The 18,892-nt window shown below is 40.0% G+C and carries 13 protein-coding genes; 4 read left to right on the top strand and 9 right to left on the bottom strand.

Annotated elements, in window-relative coordinates:
• Positions 1-10: 10 nt before the first annotated feature.
• Genes EHO58_RS05070 through EHO58_RS05060 form a run of 3 tightly spaced genes read right to left on the bottom strand, consistent with a single transcriptional unit; the run spans position 11 to position 5,179 of the window.
• On the bottom strand, positions 11-1,603 hold the full coding sequence (locus tag EHO58_RS05070; protein WP_135678991.1) for a hypothetical protein: 1,593 nt from the start codon (positions 1,601-1,603) through the stop codon (positions 11-13).
• Positions 1,593-4,274 carry a transglycosylase domain-containing protein gene (locus EHO58_RS05065; RefSeq protein ID WP_135678988.1) on the bottom strand — a complete coding sequence of 894 codons (2,682 nt, stop codon included), beginning with the start codon at positions 4,272-4,274 and terminating at the stop codon, positions 1,593-1,595. Before EHO58_RS05065 ends, EHO58_RS05070 begins: the two co-directional genes overlap by 11 nt.
• Positions 4,275-4,321: 47 nt before the next feature.
• Complete coding sequence (locus EHO58_RS05060; RefSeq protein WP_135678986.1) at positions 4,322-5,179, bottom strand: ChaN family lipoprotein; 858 nt, start codon at positions 5,177-5,179, stop codon at positions 4,322-4,324.
• A 122-nt stretch (positions 5,180-5,301) separates the two neighbouring features.
• Here EHO58_RS05060 and EHO58_RS05055 point away from each other — a divergent pair, with 122 nt between their 5' ends.
• Positions 5,302-6,000 carry a dienelactone hydrolase family protein gene (locus tag EHO58_RS05055; RefSeq protein WP_135678984.1) on the top strand — a complete coding sequence of 233 codons (699 nt, stop codon included), beginning with the start codon at positions 5,302-5,304 and terminating at the stop codon, positions 5,998-6,000.
• Positions 6,001-6,079: 79 nt separating this feature from the next.
• On the opposite strand, the gene EHO58_RS05050 is transcribed toward EHO58_RS05055, so the two are convergent.
• The 5 genes from EHO58_RS05050 to EHO58_RS05030 all read right to left on the bottom strand — a co-directional run bounded on the left by EHO58_RS05050 (position 6,080) and on the right by EHO58_RS05030 (position 13,245).
• Positions 6,080-6,625: a glutathione peroxidase gene (locus EHO58_RS05050; protein ID WP_135679120.1), complete on the bottom strand. Its 546-nt coding sequence runs from the start codon at positions 6,623-6,625 to the stop codon at positions 6,080-6,082.
• 90 nt (positions 6,626-6,715) lie between these two features.
• Positions 6,716-9,016, bottom strand: a complete 2,301-nt coding sequence (locus tag EHO58_RS05045) for a neutral/alkaline non-lysosomal ceramidase N-terminal domain-containing protein (protein ID WP_135678982.1) — start codon at positions 9,014-9,016, stop codon at positions 6,716-6,718.
• A gap of 231 nt (positions 9,017-9,247) precedes the next feature.
• Positions 9,248-9,679, bottom strand: coding sequence for a YiiD C-terminal domain-containing protein (locus tag EHO58_RS05040; RefSeq protein ID WP_135625737.1), 432 nt, complete (start codon positions 9,677-9,679; stop codon positions 9,248-9,250).
• 96 nt (positions 9,680-9,775) lie between these two features.
• Positions 9,776-12,094: a sigma 54-interacting transcriptional regulator gene (locus EHO58_RS05035; protein WP_135678980.1), complete on the bottom strand. Its 2,319-nt coding sequence runs from the start codon at positions 12,092-12,094 to the stop codon at positions 9,776-9,778.
• 101 nt (positions 12,095-12,195) lie between these two features.
• Complete coding sequence (locus EHO58_RS05030; RefSeq protein WP_135678978.1) at positions 12,196-13,245, bottom strand: DUF3089 domain-containing protein; 1,050 nt, start codon at positions 13,243-13,245, stop codon at positions 12,196-12,198.
• A gap of 353 nt (positions 13,246-13,598) precedes the next feature.
• Here EHO58_RS05030 and EHO58_RS05025 point away from each other — a divergent pair, with 353 nt between their 5' ends.
• Both EHO58_RS05025 and EHO58_RS05020 read left to right on the top strand, forming a co-directional pair.
• Complete coding sequence (locus EHO58_RS05025) at positions 13,599-14,420, top strand: extracellular medium-chain-length polyhydroxyalkanoate depolymerase (protein ID WP_135625740.1); 822 nt, start codon at positions 13,599-13,601, stop codon at positions 14,418-14,420.
• Positions 14,421-14,477: 57 nt separating this feature from the next.
• Entirely contained in the window at positions 14,478-15,062 is a 585-nt protein-coding gene (locus EHO58_RS05020; RefSeq protein ID WP_135678976.1) for a hypothetical protein, read from the top strand.
• A gap of 74 nt (positions 15,063-15,136) precedes the next feature.
• Here the strand turns inward: EHO58_RS05020 and EHO58_RS05015 are convergent, their stop codons facing one another.
• Positions 15,137-16,213, bottom strand: coding sequence for a hypothetical protein (locus tag EHO58_RS05015; protein ID WP_135678974.1), 1,077 nt, complete (start codon positions 16,211-16,213; stop codon positions 15,137-15,139).
• A gap of 333 nt (positions 16,214-16,546) precedes the next feature.
• Here EHO58_RS05015 and EHO58_RS05010 point away from each other — a divergent pair, with 333 nt between their 5' ends.
• A complete protein-coding gene (locus EHO58_RS05010) occupies positions 16,547-18,883 on the top strand; it encodes a SpoIIE family protein phosphatase (RefSeq protein ID WP_135678973.1) in 2,337 nt (778 codons plus the stop codon).
• The last annotated feature ends 9 nt before the right edge of the window (positions 18,884-18,892 follow it).

Raw genomic sequence — 18,892 nt, 5'->3', positions numbered from 1 at the left:
AACAACTTTCTTAATTCTTACTCCAAACCACATAAGAAGGTTTCACGGAAACTACAAAGTATCTGTCCTTGATTCTGATCTCCGCATAAGCACGATTTAGAACTTTACGATATACTATAAATTCCAAATTCCAAGGCCCAGGCTCGGAAGAAGGACCCAAAACTTTTACTAGAGTGGGCTCCGCATTCGATTCGGATTCTGATCCGTTTTTCCAGATCCATTTTACGGAAAGAGGAAGATAAGCCGGATCAGCGAATGCAAAACTCGCCTCTTCCTCTTCTTCTGCTACGATAGAAAGTAATGTTTCCAGACTTCCAGGAGAAACTTCTTTGCAGAACTGAGGTTGGATAGAAGGAGTCCCGAAGAATGGCCTACGTATTACCTTACATAAATATTTTGCTCTGTCCGGAACTACAAGATCCGCTTCTTTGTCTCGAGCATCCCAGAAAGGAAATTTATTTCTGTTCTCTGGTGGGATAAGTTTGTTCAGAATGTCTGCCGATTCTGAATCTTCTTCTGAATCGTCGTCTTTGTCTGAAGTTTTGGAGCCGACTTGCTTTAAGAATAAGTCTATCGCTTCTCTGCCACCGCCCTCGATTGCATAAGCAAATACCGGATCGGGATTTTCTCTCATCAAAATTTTGAGAGCTGGTAAATAGGTTTGGATCCAATCCCAATTACCTGACTGACAAATCTTCTTCATTAATATTTCGGATTCATCACCTGCGTTGAATGAATCTCCGATCATCGTGCAGGCTTCTTTTTTTCTGTCCATGATCAGCAGATTTTTCGCAGTCTCCCATTTTCCTCTTTTAGAAGAAGCATAAGTGCTGCTTGTCAGAAAATATCTGGTGCTAGATTCGAATTTTCCGTTATGTCTGAGAAACTTTGCATATAAGAATAATAGATCCGATTTGGATTCATTACTCAAGTCCTTGAATCTTCCAGAAAGGAATACTCTTTTGTATGGAGTTCCTTTTCCGGATTGTATAGAAGATCCCACCCAAAGTGGAAGCGCCTCATCTTTTGTAAGAACATCCTTGGAGAATAGATAAAAGAATATATTATCCCATCCTTCAAAATCTCTTTGTTTCATTTTGAGAGAATAACAAAGACGGATCAAAGAATGATTTTCTTTTTTAGATAATACTCTATATGGATCGGGAGGAGTCGGTTGGATCAGTTCTCCAGTTTCCGGATGAACAGTCGGTTCAGGCGGCACCCAAACTGGAGTTTCCTTAGAGCAAGAATTTATAACTGCAAGCAAAGAGAACGGTGTGACTCCCAATCCATCCGAAAGTGTTTTTACTAAAGAAGACCATTCCCCTTTTTTATTTTTTAAACTTCCTGCTTTGGTTTGGTATTGGATGGCAGGAAGGTATTTATTAAATTTTTCATATAAAAAATAAAGCCTGGAAGATGCTGTCTTTTTAAAATCTCCAGTGCCGGAAGATCGAACTACTTCTTCGTATAATGGGATTGCGAATACCGGAGAAAGTTTTTCTAATTCGTAAGCTTCTTCATAAGAAACTGCGAAGCTCAAACTAGGGAAAAAGGAAAATAACAGAAAGAAAAGAGCCGCGTTCTTTCTTTTAGAAAACATTCTTCAAAAGCTCCTGTTTTGCATCCGACTTATGGGTCAGAGGACAGGTCTCCGCGGGAAGATGAGATGGATGAAATAATTCACTGGTCTTTTTAGGACAATCCGGCCCGGGAAGTTTTCCAGATTCAGGACAGATTTCCATCGTCACTGCTCTTTGGGAGTATTGGTATTTTTTTCTTTCTTCCTTATCTCCGGATTCCGCGGAATCGAATAGTTTAGCGATGGTTCCCCATAAAGGAGCAGCAATTGTTCCGCCTAACGCAGAACTTCCCATCCCAAAACCTGGAGAATCATAACCTAACCAAACTGCCATTGAAATTCCAGGCCTTACACCAACGAACCATGCGTCTCTATGCTCGTTCGTAGTACCCGTTTTTCCTGCTACTTCTCCCCTATAGCCAGTATTTCGGACACCTGCATGATTTGCACTTCCATGCAGTAGATCCACCATGATCTCAGCAGTAGGTGGTGTGATCGCTTTTCTAGTCTGAGGCCATTTCAAATTGAATTCGTCTTGGTCCTTTCTTTGATAAACAACGTTACCCGCTCTATCTACCACTTTTTCGATCAAATGAGGTCTTACTATATTTCCGTCATTTGCAAATGCAGAATATGCAGAAGCCATTTCCAAAGGAGAAAGTTCCAAGGAACCGAGAGCCAAAGAAAGATCTCGTCTAAATCTGCTTTTCAAAACTTTCTCTTCTGGAAAGAAAAACCTTTCGAATGCGGCAGAAATCTCACCTAATCCGAGTTTTTCGGCGATCTGGACCGCCGCAGTGTTTTTGGATTTTGCAAGTGCAACTCTGAGGGAAATATCCCCATCGTATTGGTTTCCTATATTTTCAGGCATCCAATTCGAGACCGAATTTTTATAAATCAAAGGTGCATCTAAGATATGTGTCGCAGGATTCGCGATCCCGGAATCGATCGCTTCCGAATATAGGATCGGTTTGATCGTAGATCCGGTTTGTCGATACATTCCGGTCGCTCTAGGAAATTGATTATCCGATTTGAATTCCGTTCCTCCGTGTAAAAGAAGAACATCTCCTGTTTGAGGATCCACCGCTACTACTGCAGCCTGAAGCCCGCTATCTCCTCCGGTTACAAATCGGTCCGTATCTATAAATAACTCCAATGCAGGAGAAAGATCTGCGACTAAATTCCGGAAAGGAGTTACATCCGCATTTTTACCATTCTCAGTGAGACGGTTTCGTCTAACCTGTCCGCCTTTTAGAAGATTTTCCACATGTGTTTTGACCACCTTCTGCAATTCGGCCTGAACAGGTTGAGAAATTGTGGTATAAACTGAAAATCCTCCGCTTTCATAAATGTTGGTGTCAGGATACATTGTTTGGAGAAATTTTCTGACATGTTCAGTTACGTAAGGAGAATCATCCTTACGATTTCCATACACTGTCTCTCCGGGAGAACGTGTATTGAATGTTTGGTAGATATCTTGGATTGTTGGCCTTAGATCTTCTTTTAATGCGCCGTCATTTTCTAAAGATCGGAGGATTGCCTCTACTCTTCCGGAAGATAGATCAGGGTTTTTTAATGGAGAAAAACGATTTGGAGCGGAAGCCAAAGAAGCCAGAACGATCATCTCGGATACATTTAAATCTTTCGGTTTTTTACCGAAATAAAACTCCGAAGCACTCGCAAATCCGAAGGCACCGTGACCCAAATATACATTATTCATATAATGTAAAAGGATCTTCTCTTTGTCCAAAGAAGATTCCAAAGCATAAGCAAGTTGGGCTTCTTTTAACTTTCTTCCCAAACTTTTTTCACGATCATTCAGAAGGATACGAGCCAGCTGCTGAGTGATTGTAGAAGCGCCTTGTTTAAATCGAAGACTGATTATATTTACGAAAAATGCGCGTAGCACCGAAGAATAATGGATTCCTCCGTGTGAAAAAAAGCTACGGTCTTCTACAAGAAGCACCATTCTTTTTAGATTTTCCGGATAAGCTTCCCATTCTAGGTTGCTTGTTTTTTTGCCGAAAATTTCGGAAACTTTCCTTCCGTCCCTATCATAAATGACAGTAGGTTGATGAATATAAAAAATACTTAATAGACCTGGGACTTCCGCTTCTCTTTGGATAACTCCCATCCAGAAAAAGATCAGGAATACTAATGCCAAAGGTAAAGGGATCAGAACGAGCCAGATATTCGGACGGAATTTAGGAAATTGGAACCTTCTGCCCTTCTCTAATAATCTTTCCGATAAAGTTTTGATCGGACGATGGAAAGCGGTAGGAGTATCGGTTTCGGTCCTGACCCTTTGGAACCAAGGACGGTCCTCAGAAGGATTTTTGGACCAGGACTCTTTCCAATTCTCCCATTTGGATTGGATACCGTCAAGGAAGCCGGTAAGTGTAGATTCTTTTGAGACTTCTTTTTGGATAGGACGAATAGAAGGTCTTTCTCTTTCCTGATATGTTGGAATTCCAACAGGTGGTGCAGGTATCTCCTCTTTGGGTGAGGGTTTTTCTTCTATAATCTCAGGGGGAGAAGATACGTATTTGACTAATGCCTTCTGGCCGCAGCGATAACAAGTGAGTTTAAAAACAGTCCCTGTAGGAACTCCTTCCGGCAGCCTGGAAACGGTTCCGCAAGAAAGGCATTCAAACTTGGTTTCGGTAAGAGTGCGAACCTTAGTTTCCAACATCTCTATTAATGTCGGAGAGATCCACTAACCCTACAAGCAAGAAAGTGTTACGGCACCGGTTTTCTTTCGGTGATTACCAGGAAATCAGCCAATTTCCAATCTTCTTCTTGAAAACTTTTGCCTTCTTCCGAAGGGAAAATGCTGACCGTCAAAACATTCAGGCCCATCTGTTTCAGCCTATATGTCAGTCCCAAACTTTTATCAGAATGGAATCTTCCGTTCACATGTACGATCTTTCTTTTTAATAAAAAGTATGCCTCTGCAATCGAATCAGCCATAGAAGCATCCCAAACATATTGGGCATCTATAAACTTTTGTTTATCCGGAGAAAATCCTGTAGGCGAATGTTCTGCTATCATTGCAGACAGAAGTTCTTCGTATTCTTTTTGTCTGAATAAATTATAAGTATATCTAGGTGGAAGAAAAGGAGATCTGATCTTATATAAAGAATCCAAACCTTGGTGGGATACAAGGTTCACATATTTTCTGGGAGCGTTAGCCGCAAGCACGGGAAGATTTTTTTCTTTTGCAAAAGAAACCATCGGATGATAATCAGTTTGGTAATTCGGCCAAAATTTCCCGGAATTCAAAAAACCTCTTTCAGTGATCTCTCCCTTACAGTATTCGTCCACTGATCTTTGCTGATCCTTCTCCAACATTTCCAAGGAAAGAAGTAACGAATATGTGGAGGCAATTTTTTTAAAAGCCTCCAATTTCCAAGCATGTCCTACCTTATCATTATGCTCTTCTCCGAAAATAATAACGTCCGCATCTTTAGCCTTTTCTATGATAGATGAAAGATCCACCTTAGATTTACTTTTTGAATCATAAACTTCAGGATTAAAAGTTTGGGAGAATAAGAAAGTAGGAAAAAGAAGAAGGAGCCAAAAAATACGAAACAGCATGAAACTTAGTTTGGAAATCGAAAGAAAAAAGAAAAGAACTTAAATAGGTATTAGAAGCTTGTAAATCGATCGACAAGGATCCGAATGATCCGATCATTCTACCTGCTTTTGAAGAGGTGAAAATGAATACGGAAACGATTATAATTAAAACAGCTCATGGAGAAATGCAAACATTCGTGGCTTATCCGGATTCTTCTCCTTCTCCTTGTATTTTAGTATTACAAGAAGCTTTCGGAGTAAACGATCATATCAAAGATATTGCTGTTCGATTTGCTAAAGAAGGTTACCTCGCAGTCGCTCCCGAACTTTATTATAGAACCGCTCCTCCAGGATTTGCGGGAAGTTACGAAGACTTCATGGCATTAAAACCTCATTTCAGCCAATTAACTCCTGAAAATTTAAAATCGGATCTGGATGCAGTCTTGGATTGGATCAAAACAAATCCTAAAAGTATTCCGAATAGAATTGCAAGTATAGGTTATTGTTTGGGTGGATGGGTTTCCTTTTTGGCGAATTCCCTTTATACTTTCAAGGCAGCTATTTCATATTACGGATCTAGGATTGTCCAAACTTCGGAAGAATATTCTCCCAAACAAAATGCACCCTTACTTTTGGTTTGGGCGGGCAAGGACAGAAGTGTAAAACAAACTCATATAGCCGCGATCTCAGAATTACTAAAAAGTTCGGGAAAAAATTACGTGGAGTTAGTCTTTTCGGAAGCAGAGCATGGATTTTTTTGTGATGCAAGAGCGGCGTATCATAAAACTTCTGCCGCTCAGGCCTGGGCAATCACATTAGCTTTTTTGAAAGAACATATTTAAGTATCTGCTTGTAGGAATTCCCACAATACGATTTGAATCGTTGTTGGAACTCCTACATCGCAATAAAAAGTAAAATTTACTACTTCAATACCTTCTCAATTTGATCCATGACTTCTTTGCTATCCGGTTCCGTTCCTGAACGAAATCTAGCTACGATCTTACCCGCAGGAGAGATTAGGAACTTTTCAAAATTCCATTTTACATCGCCTGGATCCGGAGAGCTGGAAGTGAGATAGGTATAGAGGGGATGTTGGTCTTCTCCCTTAACCGAGATCTTGGACATCATATCGAAGGTTGCGCCTTTTTTTACTCTGCAGAATTGTTCTATCTCTGCATCGCTACCAGGTTCTTGGGATAAAAAATTATTCGCAGGAAAGCCAACGATCTCGAAACCCTTCCCCTTGTATTTTTTATATACCTTTTCCAAATTTTCATATTGGTAGGTATACCCACATTTGGAAGCGACGTTTACGATAAGTAAGGTCTTACCTTTGTATTTGGAAAGTGCCACATCCTTTCCTTTGATATCCTTCACAGTAAAATCATAAACTGCTTTAGGCGCGGCATAAAGAGAAGAGGAAACTATCAGTAAGGAAAGTAAAATCAAAACGGATTTGAGAGCCATAGTGGAATCATATCCGAATCCCGGAAACAGGTCCATCCGTTTCCGGGATATTCTTTCGGTCTTAAACCGGTTTTTTAAGAGAAGATCGTTTTACTGCAAAACAAACTCTTTGGAAGTCCCAGTGAATTTTTTGTAAGTCCAGAAAATTCCCCAGAATTGTTTCGCCAAACCATTGTATACAACTCTGTAAGTTCCAGCTTGTTGGTTACGAATCAACCAAGTGATAGTTACTTCGGATGTAGCAGAAAGATCTCCACCGGTCCTTGCCCAATCATAAGCCGTATATGGATTATTATCGTTAGCAACAGTAGTCCAAGAGCTTCCGTTTTTCTTTTGGATCTCTAAATACGTATAAGTATTCGGATCATAAAAAGAAGAAAGAGATCCATCCAGTTTTTTATCCTGAACCACCCTAGGATGCGAACCTTGGAATTTGACAGTCACTGTATCTTTAGTCCTATTGTAAGAAGAGTTGGGATCAGTTAGAACTTTTCCGAAATCTCCTCCATCATTCACTATACCGTTCTGTGATAACCAAGTTTGAATAAACTGTTGGTTAGAAAGATCAGGAGGGTTCGGTCCTGCATTTGTAGAACGATTCGCCACTATATCCTTAGCGATCCGATCAAACTCTTGGATCAGTGCTGCATTCGCCCAAGGACCGTAAGCGGTAAATCCACCTTCGAAGTTCTGAGCTGAATATTCTTCACGAGTAGTCAGATACTGAGCATAAGCATTTGCCATTGCTCCTACAACTACATTGGAGATCCCCGCTGCAGCAAGAGTTGTAGTTAACTTTGCTTTCAACCTTCTTCCTGCATTCGTCGTTACTTCGAAAGGAGAAGCCACAATCGCAGTGTTTCCTATCGTGATCACTTGTAATGGAAGAACCACCGGAACAAAAGGCACTTGAGGATTCGGGAACCAGAAACTATCCACTTCTCCCACAGGCAGAAGTGTGAATTTTTCCTTATCACATGCCTCATACTTCGTGGAACTCAGTGCCAATTGGGCAAGAGGCCATAGATATCCTAAGATCTGAGCGGCACCGCTTAAGTTAGTTAAAGAATAATTTTTCTTAACCCAAACTCCATTCTCGAATACGAAATTGTTTCGGATCTCACCTTCTTTTGCGAATTCTACCGGAGCACCTTCTTCATCTCCTGCTAAAAATCCACCGCCGATCGTTGCTACGCAGGTCGTATTTCCAGTGCCGGTATCCCAAGGCATGGAGAAGGTCCCGATATAGGAAGGATCTACAGCAATTTTATTATTCCAAACCACATGAGAATGTCTATAACCGATATTCCCGGTAAGCGTAGTGGTAGCCGCATTATATAATTCTAATGCTCGAGTTCCTTGCTTAGTTCCGTGAACGATAGGATTCTCCAAAGCGTCTAAACTTGGATCAATATCATTCGGTCTTAAAAAAGGTTTCGTAATATCGGAAGGATCAGGAGTATTCGGACTCACATCTCCCATAGGTCCCTGGGGAAATGCAGCCACAAAGTTTCCACCGAATGTGCTTTCCGCCAAGTAAGAAGCGTAACCCTTATTATCCCCATGAGCTCTACGATTTGTAATTCCAAGAGAAGTTCCGTGAACGGCAAACCAGTTCAGTAATCCGATCGGAGAACCGTCCGTCCCTTCAAAACGAAGTAAACTCATCGTCTCGTTTATATTCGAAGAATAATTTGTTTTGTCCAAGTTCCACGCATAAGCAGCGGAAGATCTATTATTTGCAAAATTGGAAAGATTTCCTGAAGCAAATTTGATCCTAGCTTCCCTTCTATTATTATAGGCTGCCTTGATAGAATCGGCGATACCGTTCACTACTATATTATAGTGAACCTTATCAAAACCGACTACTCCGTTGAATAAATTGAATAATGTGTACCAAGAAATATTAGAAGGAGCGGAATGTGTATGAGTCGCGAATAAAAGAACATTATCATTGTTAAACGCAGATCCATAACCGTCGGCCTGTAACTTTTTAATGACGCCCATTTTTACACTTTGGTACATATGGATCATATCGTTGGTCACAATTGCCACTCTTGCCCCGCCTGGACGTTCAATCACGAAAGCTCTGGAATAAAGCCTCATAGCCAAACCGGACATTTCGTCACCTGGACTATTATAGCCGGTACTTGATTGTACGAATGGTCCCGTTATATCAGCCTTTGCTGCACCGACCAAAAACACATCCGCAGGAGTAGATGTAGGTAAAGCGAGACTATTTAGAATAGGATTAGAGCTGGATTCTTTTATTCCATTAGAAGAAACGGCCAGTTCTAATAATTTATCGTCGTCTGACTTCTGATCACAACTGGTTAGGATGAATATCAGAGCCATTGCTAGGGTTAAAAATTTCGTTTGTTTATTTTTCATTTCCCTTGCCTCCACAGTTCAACGAAGTGGGTTAACCGAAATTTAAGGAAGGTCAAACGATTTTTAAAAAAGATGTAAGTAAGCACATACGTTCGAAAAAAACATTATAAGTTTTGAATTTATTTCGAACGCAGAGCGTCACTCGTTGGATAATTTTATAATTAAAATATAAGTGATCGGTACACCGATGTAAGTGAGGCTGCGAACTTGACTGGCCTATGGGGTAAATTTTTATTTCTTAGCGATAAACCAATCAAAACTGAAACTTGCCACATTCGCTTGTGTCTCATCAAAAAGTTCCACTCCGACTGTGAGCCCTGCTCTTCCCTTTTTTTCAAGTTGGGCCATAAACGCGGACCATTCCTCTTCGTCGATCACTCCTCTGGAGACAACTCTACCTTGTGCGGGCTTTTTATATTTTACTTCGGACTTACGAACTACCGGAATAATTTCAAAAGGAAGAGAAGCCACTTTGGAAAGTAAATATTCCCCTCCACTCCCTTCTGCGAGAGCGAATAACGCTGCAGCATGTCCCGAGCCCACATGGTTTTTATAGATCGGTTTGTCTTCCATGACTAAGAGAGCATCCTCTCCTTGTTTAGGCCTGGAAAGTTGGATATGTACGTTGAACGGTATGGATAAAACGTCGAATTTCTCTGTCATATACCTAGTTAGAAATTTGGTTCGTTTTATATCAAACCGAAAAGAATACAAATGGTCGATTTATTCTTAGATTCGTTTGCAAAACGAACTTTTGGATCATTCCATATCCAGCATTTTCATCTGGTATTGAAGTTTTCCCCTGGAAATTTTTAGAAGACGAGCAGCCTCTGATTTATTCCCTTTACACTTCTGTAATGCCGTTTCAATCAATCTTCTGGAATACATAGAAACCAATGACTCAAATCCTGCAGCATAAGATCCATTTGAAATCGGTATTTCTCCCATCTCTTCTCTTTGGGAACTTTTGAGTTCTAATAATTCAGGGGGAAGATCTGAAATTTTAATATGATCCCCTTTCAAATCTGCAAGAGTTCGGATAATACAGTTTTCCAATTCACGTATATTTCCGGACCAAGGAAATTCCAAGAACAGATCCATAACCTCTTCGCTTATATTAGGTTTATCCATTTCCATTTGTTTGGAATAATGTTCTACGAATCGATTCGTAAGAAACGGGATATCGGATCTTCTTTCTCTCAAAGGTGGGATCCCTATTTCGAATACATTGATCCTATAATATAAATCCTCTCTAAAAGTTCCCTTTGCTACCATCGATCTTAAGTTTCTGTGGGTAGCAAAAATTGCCCTACATTCCGCCTTAAGTTCTGAACGTCCTCCCACTTGTTTATATTTACGTTCTTGTAATAATCTTAATATTTTAGGTTGGATCTCGATAGGCATCTCACCTACTTCGTCAAAAAATAAGGTTCCTCCGTTTGCCTCCGCAACAAGTCCTGCATAATCGGACTTTGCATCGGTAAAAGCCCCTTTTACGTATCCGAAGATCTGGCTTTCCCAAAGATTTGCGGGCACTGCAGCACAATTGATCGGCACAAATGGACTGTCCTTTCCTTTTCCTAATTCATGAAGAAGTCCCGCAATGATCTCCTTTCCGGTTCCCGTTTCTCCGGTGATCAATACGGGTTGTTCTCTTCCTGAAATTCTTTCTACCCTATCCACGACTGCCTGCATGCTTCTTGATGCATATATTAAGGTTTTATTAGATAATACTCTTTCTTGAGGGACAGCATCATAGATAGAGTCCCTTTCTAAAATGGTTCTCTCCAAATTAGAAGTATATTGTTGTAATTCCTGCCTTGCTTCTCGAATAGAACGGACCATCGCATTGAATGCCTGGGTCAATAATCCTATCTCATCTTTATTGCGAACTTCTACTTCGACGGAAAGTTCTCCTCCTTCTACCCTATCCAACCCTTTTAATAAAGCGAATAGTGGGTTTAATATGGAGATTTTCATAAAGATCAGGAATCCGAAAATCAATACACAAAGGCCGACAAAAAGTCGGATCGCCCAATCCAAAACATATCCGTGAACAAAACTTCTATAAGAAGAATATTCCAAACCCATCTCAGTATTATTTATAAAATTCTGATATACGATAAGAGGTTTTCCGGAAGAAGTCAGAATAAAGGAACGAACCCCCAGAACCGCGGCACTCAGATCCGATTTAGAAGTATTTTCCCCAATTTTAGAAAGAAAAACCGAATCCTTAGGGGGAGATATTAATTTCGCATTTTGTAATACATTTGTCTGGATACTATCGTATTCATTTTCTATCGCCTTACTCAATCCGCCTGACATTACCTGGGTCACTGATAATGCCATTGCAAGAACTATGGTTAAGATCCTGACAGTGAGAGAAGTCCTATGACCTCCATAACTTACGAAAAATATATGGAATACAAAAAATCCGGAAATGACGGAGATCGCTAATGCGTTTACGAATACTTCTGCACTTACTTGTCCCAATCTGAATAATGTAAGATAGATGGTAGGTATCAAAAAATTTAAGAAGAAAGAGCCTAAAATCCCACCGAGAGCGATTTTTTTCTGATCCTTATTCTTTAGAATTTGCGCGATTGCAATAACAATGACACTCAAAGCTAAGAACAAAGAAAAGATCGCGACTACCCTTCCCGGAAATGTAGCGGTTAGGTCCCAGTATTGTCCGTTAAATCTAAAAGTTTTCACTGCATCTTTCGTTTCCCATACGAACCATAGAGAAATACATGCAGCGATCCCTAATTGGATTTTAAAAAGATAAGAAGAGACTTTTGGGAAAACGACGGATGGAAATTTCAGAAAAAATCTTTGGTAGAAGACTGCTGCAAATAATGCGGCAGAAACTGTGATCCATCTATGCAATGCACCTCTTGGATCTGTTTCAATCGAAGCATAAACACATCCAGAATATAAAAAAACTAAACATAAAAAAGAGAGCATCAACTCTCTGATCCCGGAAATCTTATTTTTTACGCTTAGGCAATACACTACTCCTAGAATACATAGAAGTACTGCGATTAAAAAGGAAAGGGTCAGGAATTGGAGATACATGAAGTAAAAGTGGAGTTTAAAAAGACCATTCCGAAACGGAAGGTCAAGCGACATTTCGATTTTATTGGATCAAGTTTCGAAACGCCGCTTAAGTAATAGTTCTAACGTTTTCCTTTTTTATGAAAATATTCTTCTAATCTTTCTTTTACGTTTTCTCTGATATCCAAATAGAAGAGTCCGTAATCGGAGATATGATAATTTTTCTTATTCCCTCTTCTGGATTCATAATTTGGATTAGAAGGTAAATCAACCCAAAGTGTCTCTCCTTCACATTTAGTTCTGACATAAGCTTTATCCAATGTGGAGAATTGGATCCCCACTCCGCCCTTATGTTCTTCTTTAGGAGTTTCAGCACTGTTTTGAGTCCAGTTGACTGGATTTACACAAACCCCTCCTACATATCTTTCAGGAGGAAGTGCAAAATCGGAAAGTTGAGATCCCCATTTTTTGGAATTCCAACTGATATAACATCCCAGGTCTTTGGAATTACTACATACCTTTAAATTTTTAAATTCGGAAGAATGTACAGCCCAACCGGGAAGATATGCGGCTACAAAGTTCGGGACCTTCTTCTTATCCAAATATTCTTTTAATACATGGACAAGCATCATGGAACCTTGGCTATGACCTGCTATAAAAAATGGTCTTCCTTGGTTATAATGTTTTAGATAATGATCGAATGCGGAGAGCACATCTTTTTTTGCTATCTCGAAAGCCTTCTCTCCATTTCCGGAATCATCTATAAAAGAATATAACGCAGCCTGTCTATATCTAGGTGCATACACTTTCGCGGACTCATTAAAAACAGAGGCCTGCATTTTTAAAGGAGAAAGTCCATAAACAATCAGACTACTTCCTATCTCAGCATTCCATCCTTCTGCCTTAATAAAAGTGGTAGGATGAACAAAGAATACATCCGCCTTCGCAATACTCTGCCCGTCCTTGAAACCGGAAATTGCGGGGACCTCATCCGGATCGTCTTTCAGTTCAGGAAGAGCCGCCCAAGATTCTTTTTTAGAATAATCAGGAGAAGCCGGAACACTCTCTTGTGTAAATGGGCCGGAAGGTTTGATCAAATACAGAAAGATCGAAGTACAGTTTGAAAATATAAATCCCCAAAACAACAAAGAAGAATATAAGAAAAGTCTCATACGTTAGAAATCCTCCTCTTTCCCTCTGATTTTATTTTGGGAAAGATAGCAGAAGATATAAAGCAATATCCGTGCCGAGTGGAGAAGGTCCCAAACTTTCAATCATTCGCATATAACAGCGATTCTATTGGTTTGGCGGAATAAAAATCGATTGAAATCAATCAATTGTCCATTTTCGGCGATTGAAAATGATCATCTGAATTTTCTTAGAATAACGATTCAGCGAATACTTTCAAAATTTTGAATCTATTTTGTAGAACATACGCTATGCAAAACATTTTTTGCGTTAGGCACAGGTCTTGCTTTAGGAAGCATACCGGACCGAATAAATTCGGGACCGGGGAGGAAAAAAAATGCTGAAGAGAATCACGATGTTAATGCCTTTGCTGATCGGTGCACTGCTATTTGCAGGAGCTGGAGAAGTGGATGCTGCTCGTTGTAAAACAACCGGTCTCTTGATCAAGACGACTAGTTGCTCTTACTCTACAAAAAAGATCGAAGCTAGACCCGGGATATTTAGGGACGTAAGATACCAAGTACCAGAAGGAACTGCTCCCGCCGGCGGATGGCCTGTCGTAGTGATGTACCAAGGATCTTTCTTTACGGTACAATTCTCACGTACCCAAGGAGCACCTTTCGGTGGATATTACGAAGTAAAAGTTATCGAGAAGATGTTGGATAATGGATTCGCAGTTATCGCTCCGGATGCTGGGTTGGATCTTTTCTGGGAAACCAATTTACCTACGATCTACGAACTGACAGCAGATTATATTTTCCTAAATAATCTATTTGCTGCGATCCGTAATGGAAGTTTCGGGCCTATCAATTCGAATAAAAAATTCGCAACTGGTATTTCCAGTGGAGGATACAACACAAGCCGTATGGCAGTATCTTTCCCGGGAGAATTCAAAGCATTGGCGATACAATCCGGTTCTTATGCTACTTGCAGCGGCCCGATCTGTATTGTTCCAACTCTTCCCTCCAATCATCCGCCGACATTTTTTATGCACGGATTCGTGGATGCTGTAGTTCCTTGGTGGACCATGGATTTGTATTATGACAAACTCAGATCCCAAGGAATTCCTACGGATAGATATACGGATTACCTAGCAGGACATGAATGGGTATCCGCATCTGCAGGAAAAATATATTCTTGGTTTAACCAATACCGTTAAGTAAATTCCAATTCGAATCCGGTGTCCCCGCCGGATTCTTTTTTTAGGAAGAAGTCTATGAGATCCTTATCCAAATTCCGAATTTTAATCTTCTTATTTCCCTTCACCACAATCGTATTCTGTTTTTATTTTATGTTCTCCGGATCCGATCCGAAAGTCTCCTTCACCGCACACACAAGCAAATCTATAGAAGAACAAGTAAGTTTTGCAGAAACTCTCAATGATCCACTTTTTACCGAAGAAATTTCTGAAAACAATTCCGACAAAAATTTTACGGACTCTTTCGTATTAACCGAACTAGTAGGTTTTCCTTTTTTATCCAAGACTATGGAGATTTTTGAAAACTTGGGAGAGAATATATTTCGTCCAAATCTAAACCAAACTGAAAAATCGAAATCTTTTCATGAAAAACTGGAATATTTGGAAAATAAAAAATCTTTTGCCGGACTAGACAAATTCGAAGAAGAGGAATATATTCTTTTGCAGTTGAGAAAAAAAAAGGATCTCCGTGAGATCCTATACAAAACATTCGAAAAGCTTAAAGAAGAACTTTCTGAGACCCGGAAAAAGGAATTCCGAATGGAACTGGAATCCTTGGATCGATCGATCTCCGAACTTTCTAAAAAGAGCGGAAACCTTTAGCCTTATTTACGCATTAGGTCGATCTTGAGGATCGACCTTTTTTATTTTCTATTTTCCTATCCGATATAATCCTTTTAGAACGTAGTAGTGAATACGGGTCCAATGGCCCAGGATCTATTAAAGCTGAATAAGATCTCTGGTTCAGAGTATGCGTAGTTCGCCATGATCCCCATATTCGGATGTAGGAATACCATCAAGGTGGCAGAAACGTTCCAAGCGGCTTGGGTAAAGTTCCTTCTCGCATTGATCGTAAGGCTTATGAACTTTTTATAATCCATAAAGAAAACAATTCCTGCGCTTCTAGCTTGTCTGGAAACCTGAGTCATGGAATCCACAGTGCTTACGGAACCAACTCCTTGGTAATACCATGCATCCAATATACCGTTCGGATCCGCAGGATATCCATTCACATTGTTTTGTACGGTTCCTGCAGTGGTTCTTACGTTGATATGATATTCGTTACCTGCGTATTGGAAATACGGAGTAATGTACCAGCTTTGGATAGGCAATTTGATACGAAGTCCGGCCTTACCGACATCGGAACTATATCCATCGTCCGCATCTATGGTAGGAAATGATTCGTAAAGTCCGTTACCGACTGTGGTTCCTACAACGTTACGCGCCTTATAATAAGCTCCGAAGGCTGCATATCCTATACCCACCATTGGTTGGACATAACGACTTATGTTCATATAATAATCCAAGTTGGTAGAATAAACATTACCTCCCGCGTTTCCTTCCGCGGTATTCACTCCGACCGGAGGATTTCTAAGAGGAGCGAAATTCACATCCACTCTTGCATATGTAGCCTGGAAAACCAAAGAGTCGCTTAGGATCATAAATTGTAATCCTTTCTGAGGACCGATCCCTTCTACTCCTAAATCCATAGCACCATTTTGTGTAAGACCGCTTGCCCTACCCAATGAAGGAATTTCTCTTTGGCCTGAACTCGGATTTACATAGTTGAACGGAAGTTTCGTTTGTAATTGTAAATCGAATTGGCCGGCAAAGGCACCGAGCAAAATTCTCCATTTGTCTTTAGGCGGTTCCGCAGTTTCCTTTTCTTCTGCAGAGATAGGTAAGACCATAAGTGGAAGAATTAGTAAAAGAACAAATACCCTCACTAACCTCCCTTTCCATCCGTATCGCATTAACATTCTCCTCGTTTTTTTGTACGAGTCTCCTAAATCCATTTTGAAATTTTCAAGAGACTAATCTCCTTAAGCAGTTTTCGTGCCAGAAAGAAATTTATAAAATTTTCCCGAGAAACATGTATAAAACAAAGGGATACGGCATTCTAATTGGAACTGATTAAAATCGATCGACCGTTCTTTGCCGTACTGATTGAAAACAATCGATGTTTTTGGTTTCAAAACGATCGAAATAAATTAAATGCAGAATCAATGCAAGATACGAAGGCTCATCCAAGATAAAAATCTAAACTAGTATTGGCACAGTTCCTGCTAAAAGTCCTTGGGGGCTTTATGAGCTTGCAGCTGACTTTTTTTTCTTTTGGATCTTTGATTGTTTGTATATTCACCGCGGTACTCGGAAGTTTTTTAGCCGCAATCCGAAATAGATCCAAATCCAGTTCTTATTTGGCTGGAGCTTTCTTTCTATTATCAGTCCACGCATTCGCATTTGTGATCGCGTACAGTATAGATTCTCCCATAGCAGCGTACCATAGATGGTTGATCTTGGCTGTCATTCCTGCATTTTCTTGTATGGGTCAGTTCTTCTTCTTTTATCCAAGTCCTATAAAAGAAAAATTTGCTTTTCGTTTTTTCAGCGCCCAATTATTCATTTGGCTCACCTTCTCTATATATTATGTTTTCTGCACATTCCAGAAAGAACCTGTATTTGATTTTTCGGAACAGATCTGGACATACCCTTTACCCTTAGAAAATAAAATACTAGGAGTTTTGGTCCTAACTTATTCTTTCCTAATGATCTTTACCGGGATATGGAGAAGTTGGACTGCCTCCAAAGAATCCAATCGTTTTACGGGATTATTCGTCCTATTTTTCTCCCTTCTTATCTTCCCTCCTGTAATCGCAAACAGTATGAGTCGCGCAGGGATCATTTCTAGAACTGACTTTCTGACCGTTTATACGTTTTTTATGATCCCGGGAAGTTTTGTGGTCCTAGTACTTTATATCAATACTACTTCGGACCAGACACGTTTCCTAAACAGGATTACCGGGATTTGTTTGGGAACATTCTTACTCATTCTGTATTGGATAGGACTCGCTTCCGTGTCCAGGCAAGAAGATACATTCGATCTAAGTAAACTGAGAGAAGCAGAGAATTCGATTTTTATTAGGAAGAATATTTCAGGTTCGGCAATAGTCTCGCGTGTAGGAATTCCTACAGAACAAGGATCAAATCCTGGCCCCCGTCTTGGAACTCCTACGAATCACAATCCGGATTCTGATCCGCACGTTGGAATTCCAACAAACGAAAATCCAATCTCTCCTAAAAGATTTTTAAGACAATCCACAGGATATTATGACTCTGTTTTCCCTTCAGAAGCAGAGCGTTACTTTGTGGAAGGCAATAAAGAAAAATCCAGATCCGTATTATATAAATTCGACTTAGAAAATCAGAAATACGACGCAATATTCCCATACGAAGAATATAGAAATTTTCTTCATAAGGCAATCAGACCTTATTTTGCAGTTTTATTCATCACAGTATTCGTGATACTTTTCGGATTCAGACTTTTTTTCAGGGGAACAATTTGGAATCCTCTTAAAAACTTATTAATAGGAATCGGAAAAGTAAACCAAGGAGATCTAAACACTAAGATCCAAGTTCGTATCCAAGACGAGATTGGTTTTCTCACAGATTCATTCAATGGGATGGTAAGTTCCATCCGAGAAGCAAGAACCGCTCTCTCTGTGTATGCGGACACATTAGAAGATCAAGTCAAAGATCGAACTTCCAGACTTACAAAATTATTGGAGCAGCAGCAAGGAGATTATTTTTTAACGTCCCTTCTTCTCAAACCTTTCGGAATAGAGACCGCTCGAAACGGAAAAGTTTCCGTAGAATCATTTACACGCCAGAAAAAACAATTCTTGTTCAAAGAACAAAACCACGAGATCGGCGGAGATCTTTGTATGTCGACCAGCCTCAAGATAGGAGGGGCAAATTGTACAGTGTTTATGAACGCTGATGCAATGGGAAAGTCCATCCAAGGTGCAGGAGGCGCAATCGTTTTAGGTTCCGTATTCGGTGCCATCTTGAATAGGACCAGACTATTCGAAGATAAAACATTAGAGTTCAGTCCTCAACGTTGGTTGAGATCCGCTTTTTTAGAACTTTCTAAAGTGTTTGAAATTTTCGAAGGAAGTATGTTGGTCACTGCCGTCTTAGGAGTGATAGAAGAATCTACCGGTAAAACATACTTAGTAAACGCAGAACATCCTTCTCCCATCCTATACAGAAACGGAAAAGCAAGTCTGATCCCGACCAAACATTTTTTCAATCGGATCGGATTACCTTTCGATCCATCTTCAATATTTACCGTTCAATCCTTTCAGCTTAAACCCGGGGATTGTTTATTCTTAGGTTCCGATGGAAAAGACGATCTCATCGTCGGCCTCAGAGAAGATGGAAGCAAAGAGATCAACGAAAACCAAGAAGCATTCTTGTCCAGAATAGAAGAAGCAAAAGGAGATCTACATAAGATCTACCAAGGCATGGAAGAATATCTCACAGACGATATTTCCTTTTTGAAGATAGAGTACTCTTATTCCAAAGAGCCGCTTAAAACAAACGGGCAACCTACAATGTTCGTATCAAAAGAAATAAATTAAAAACAATAA

Origin of the sequence: Leptospira selangorensis (assembly GCF_004769405.1) — a bacterium.
Lineage (GTDB): Bacteria > Spirochaetota > Leptospiria > Leptospirales > Leptospiraceae > Leptospira_B > Leptospira_B selangorensis.
Note: the sequence above shows the minus strand (reverse complement) of the source record. Positions and strands in the feature narration are given on the sequence as shown.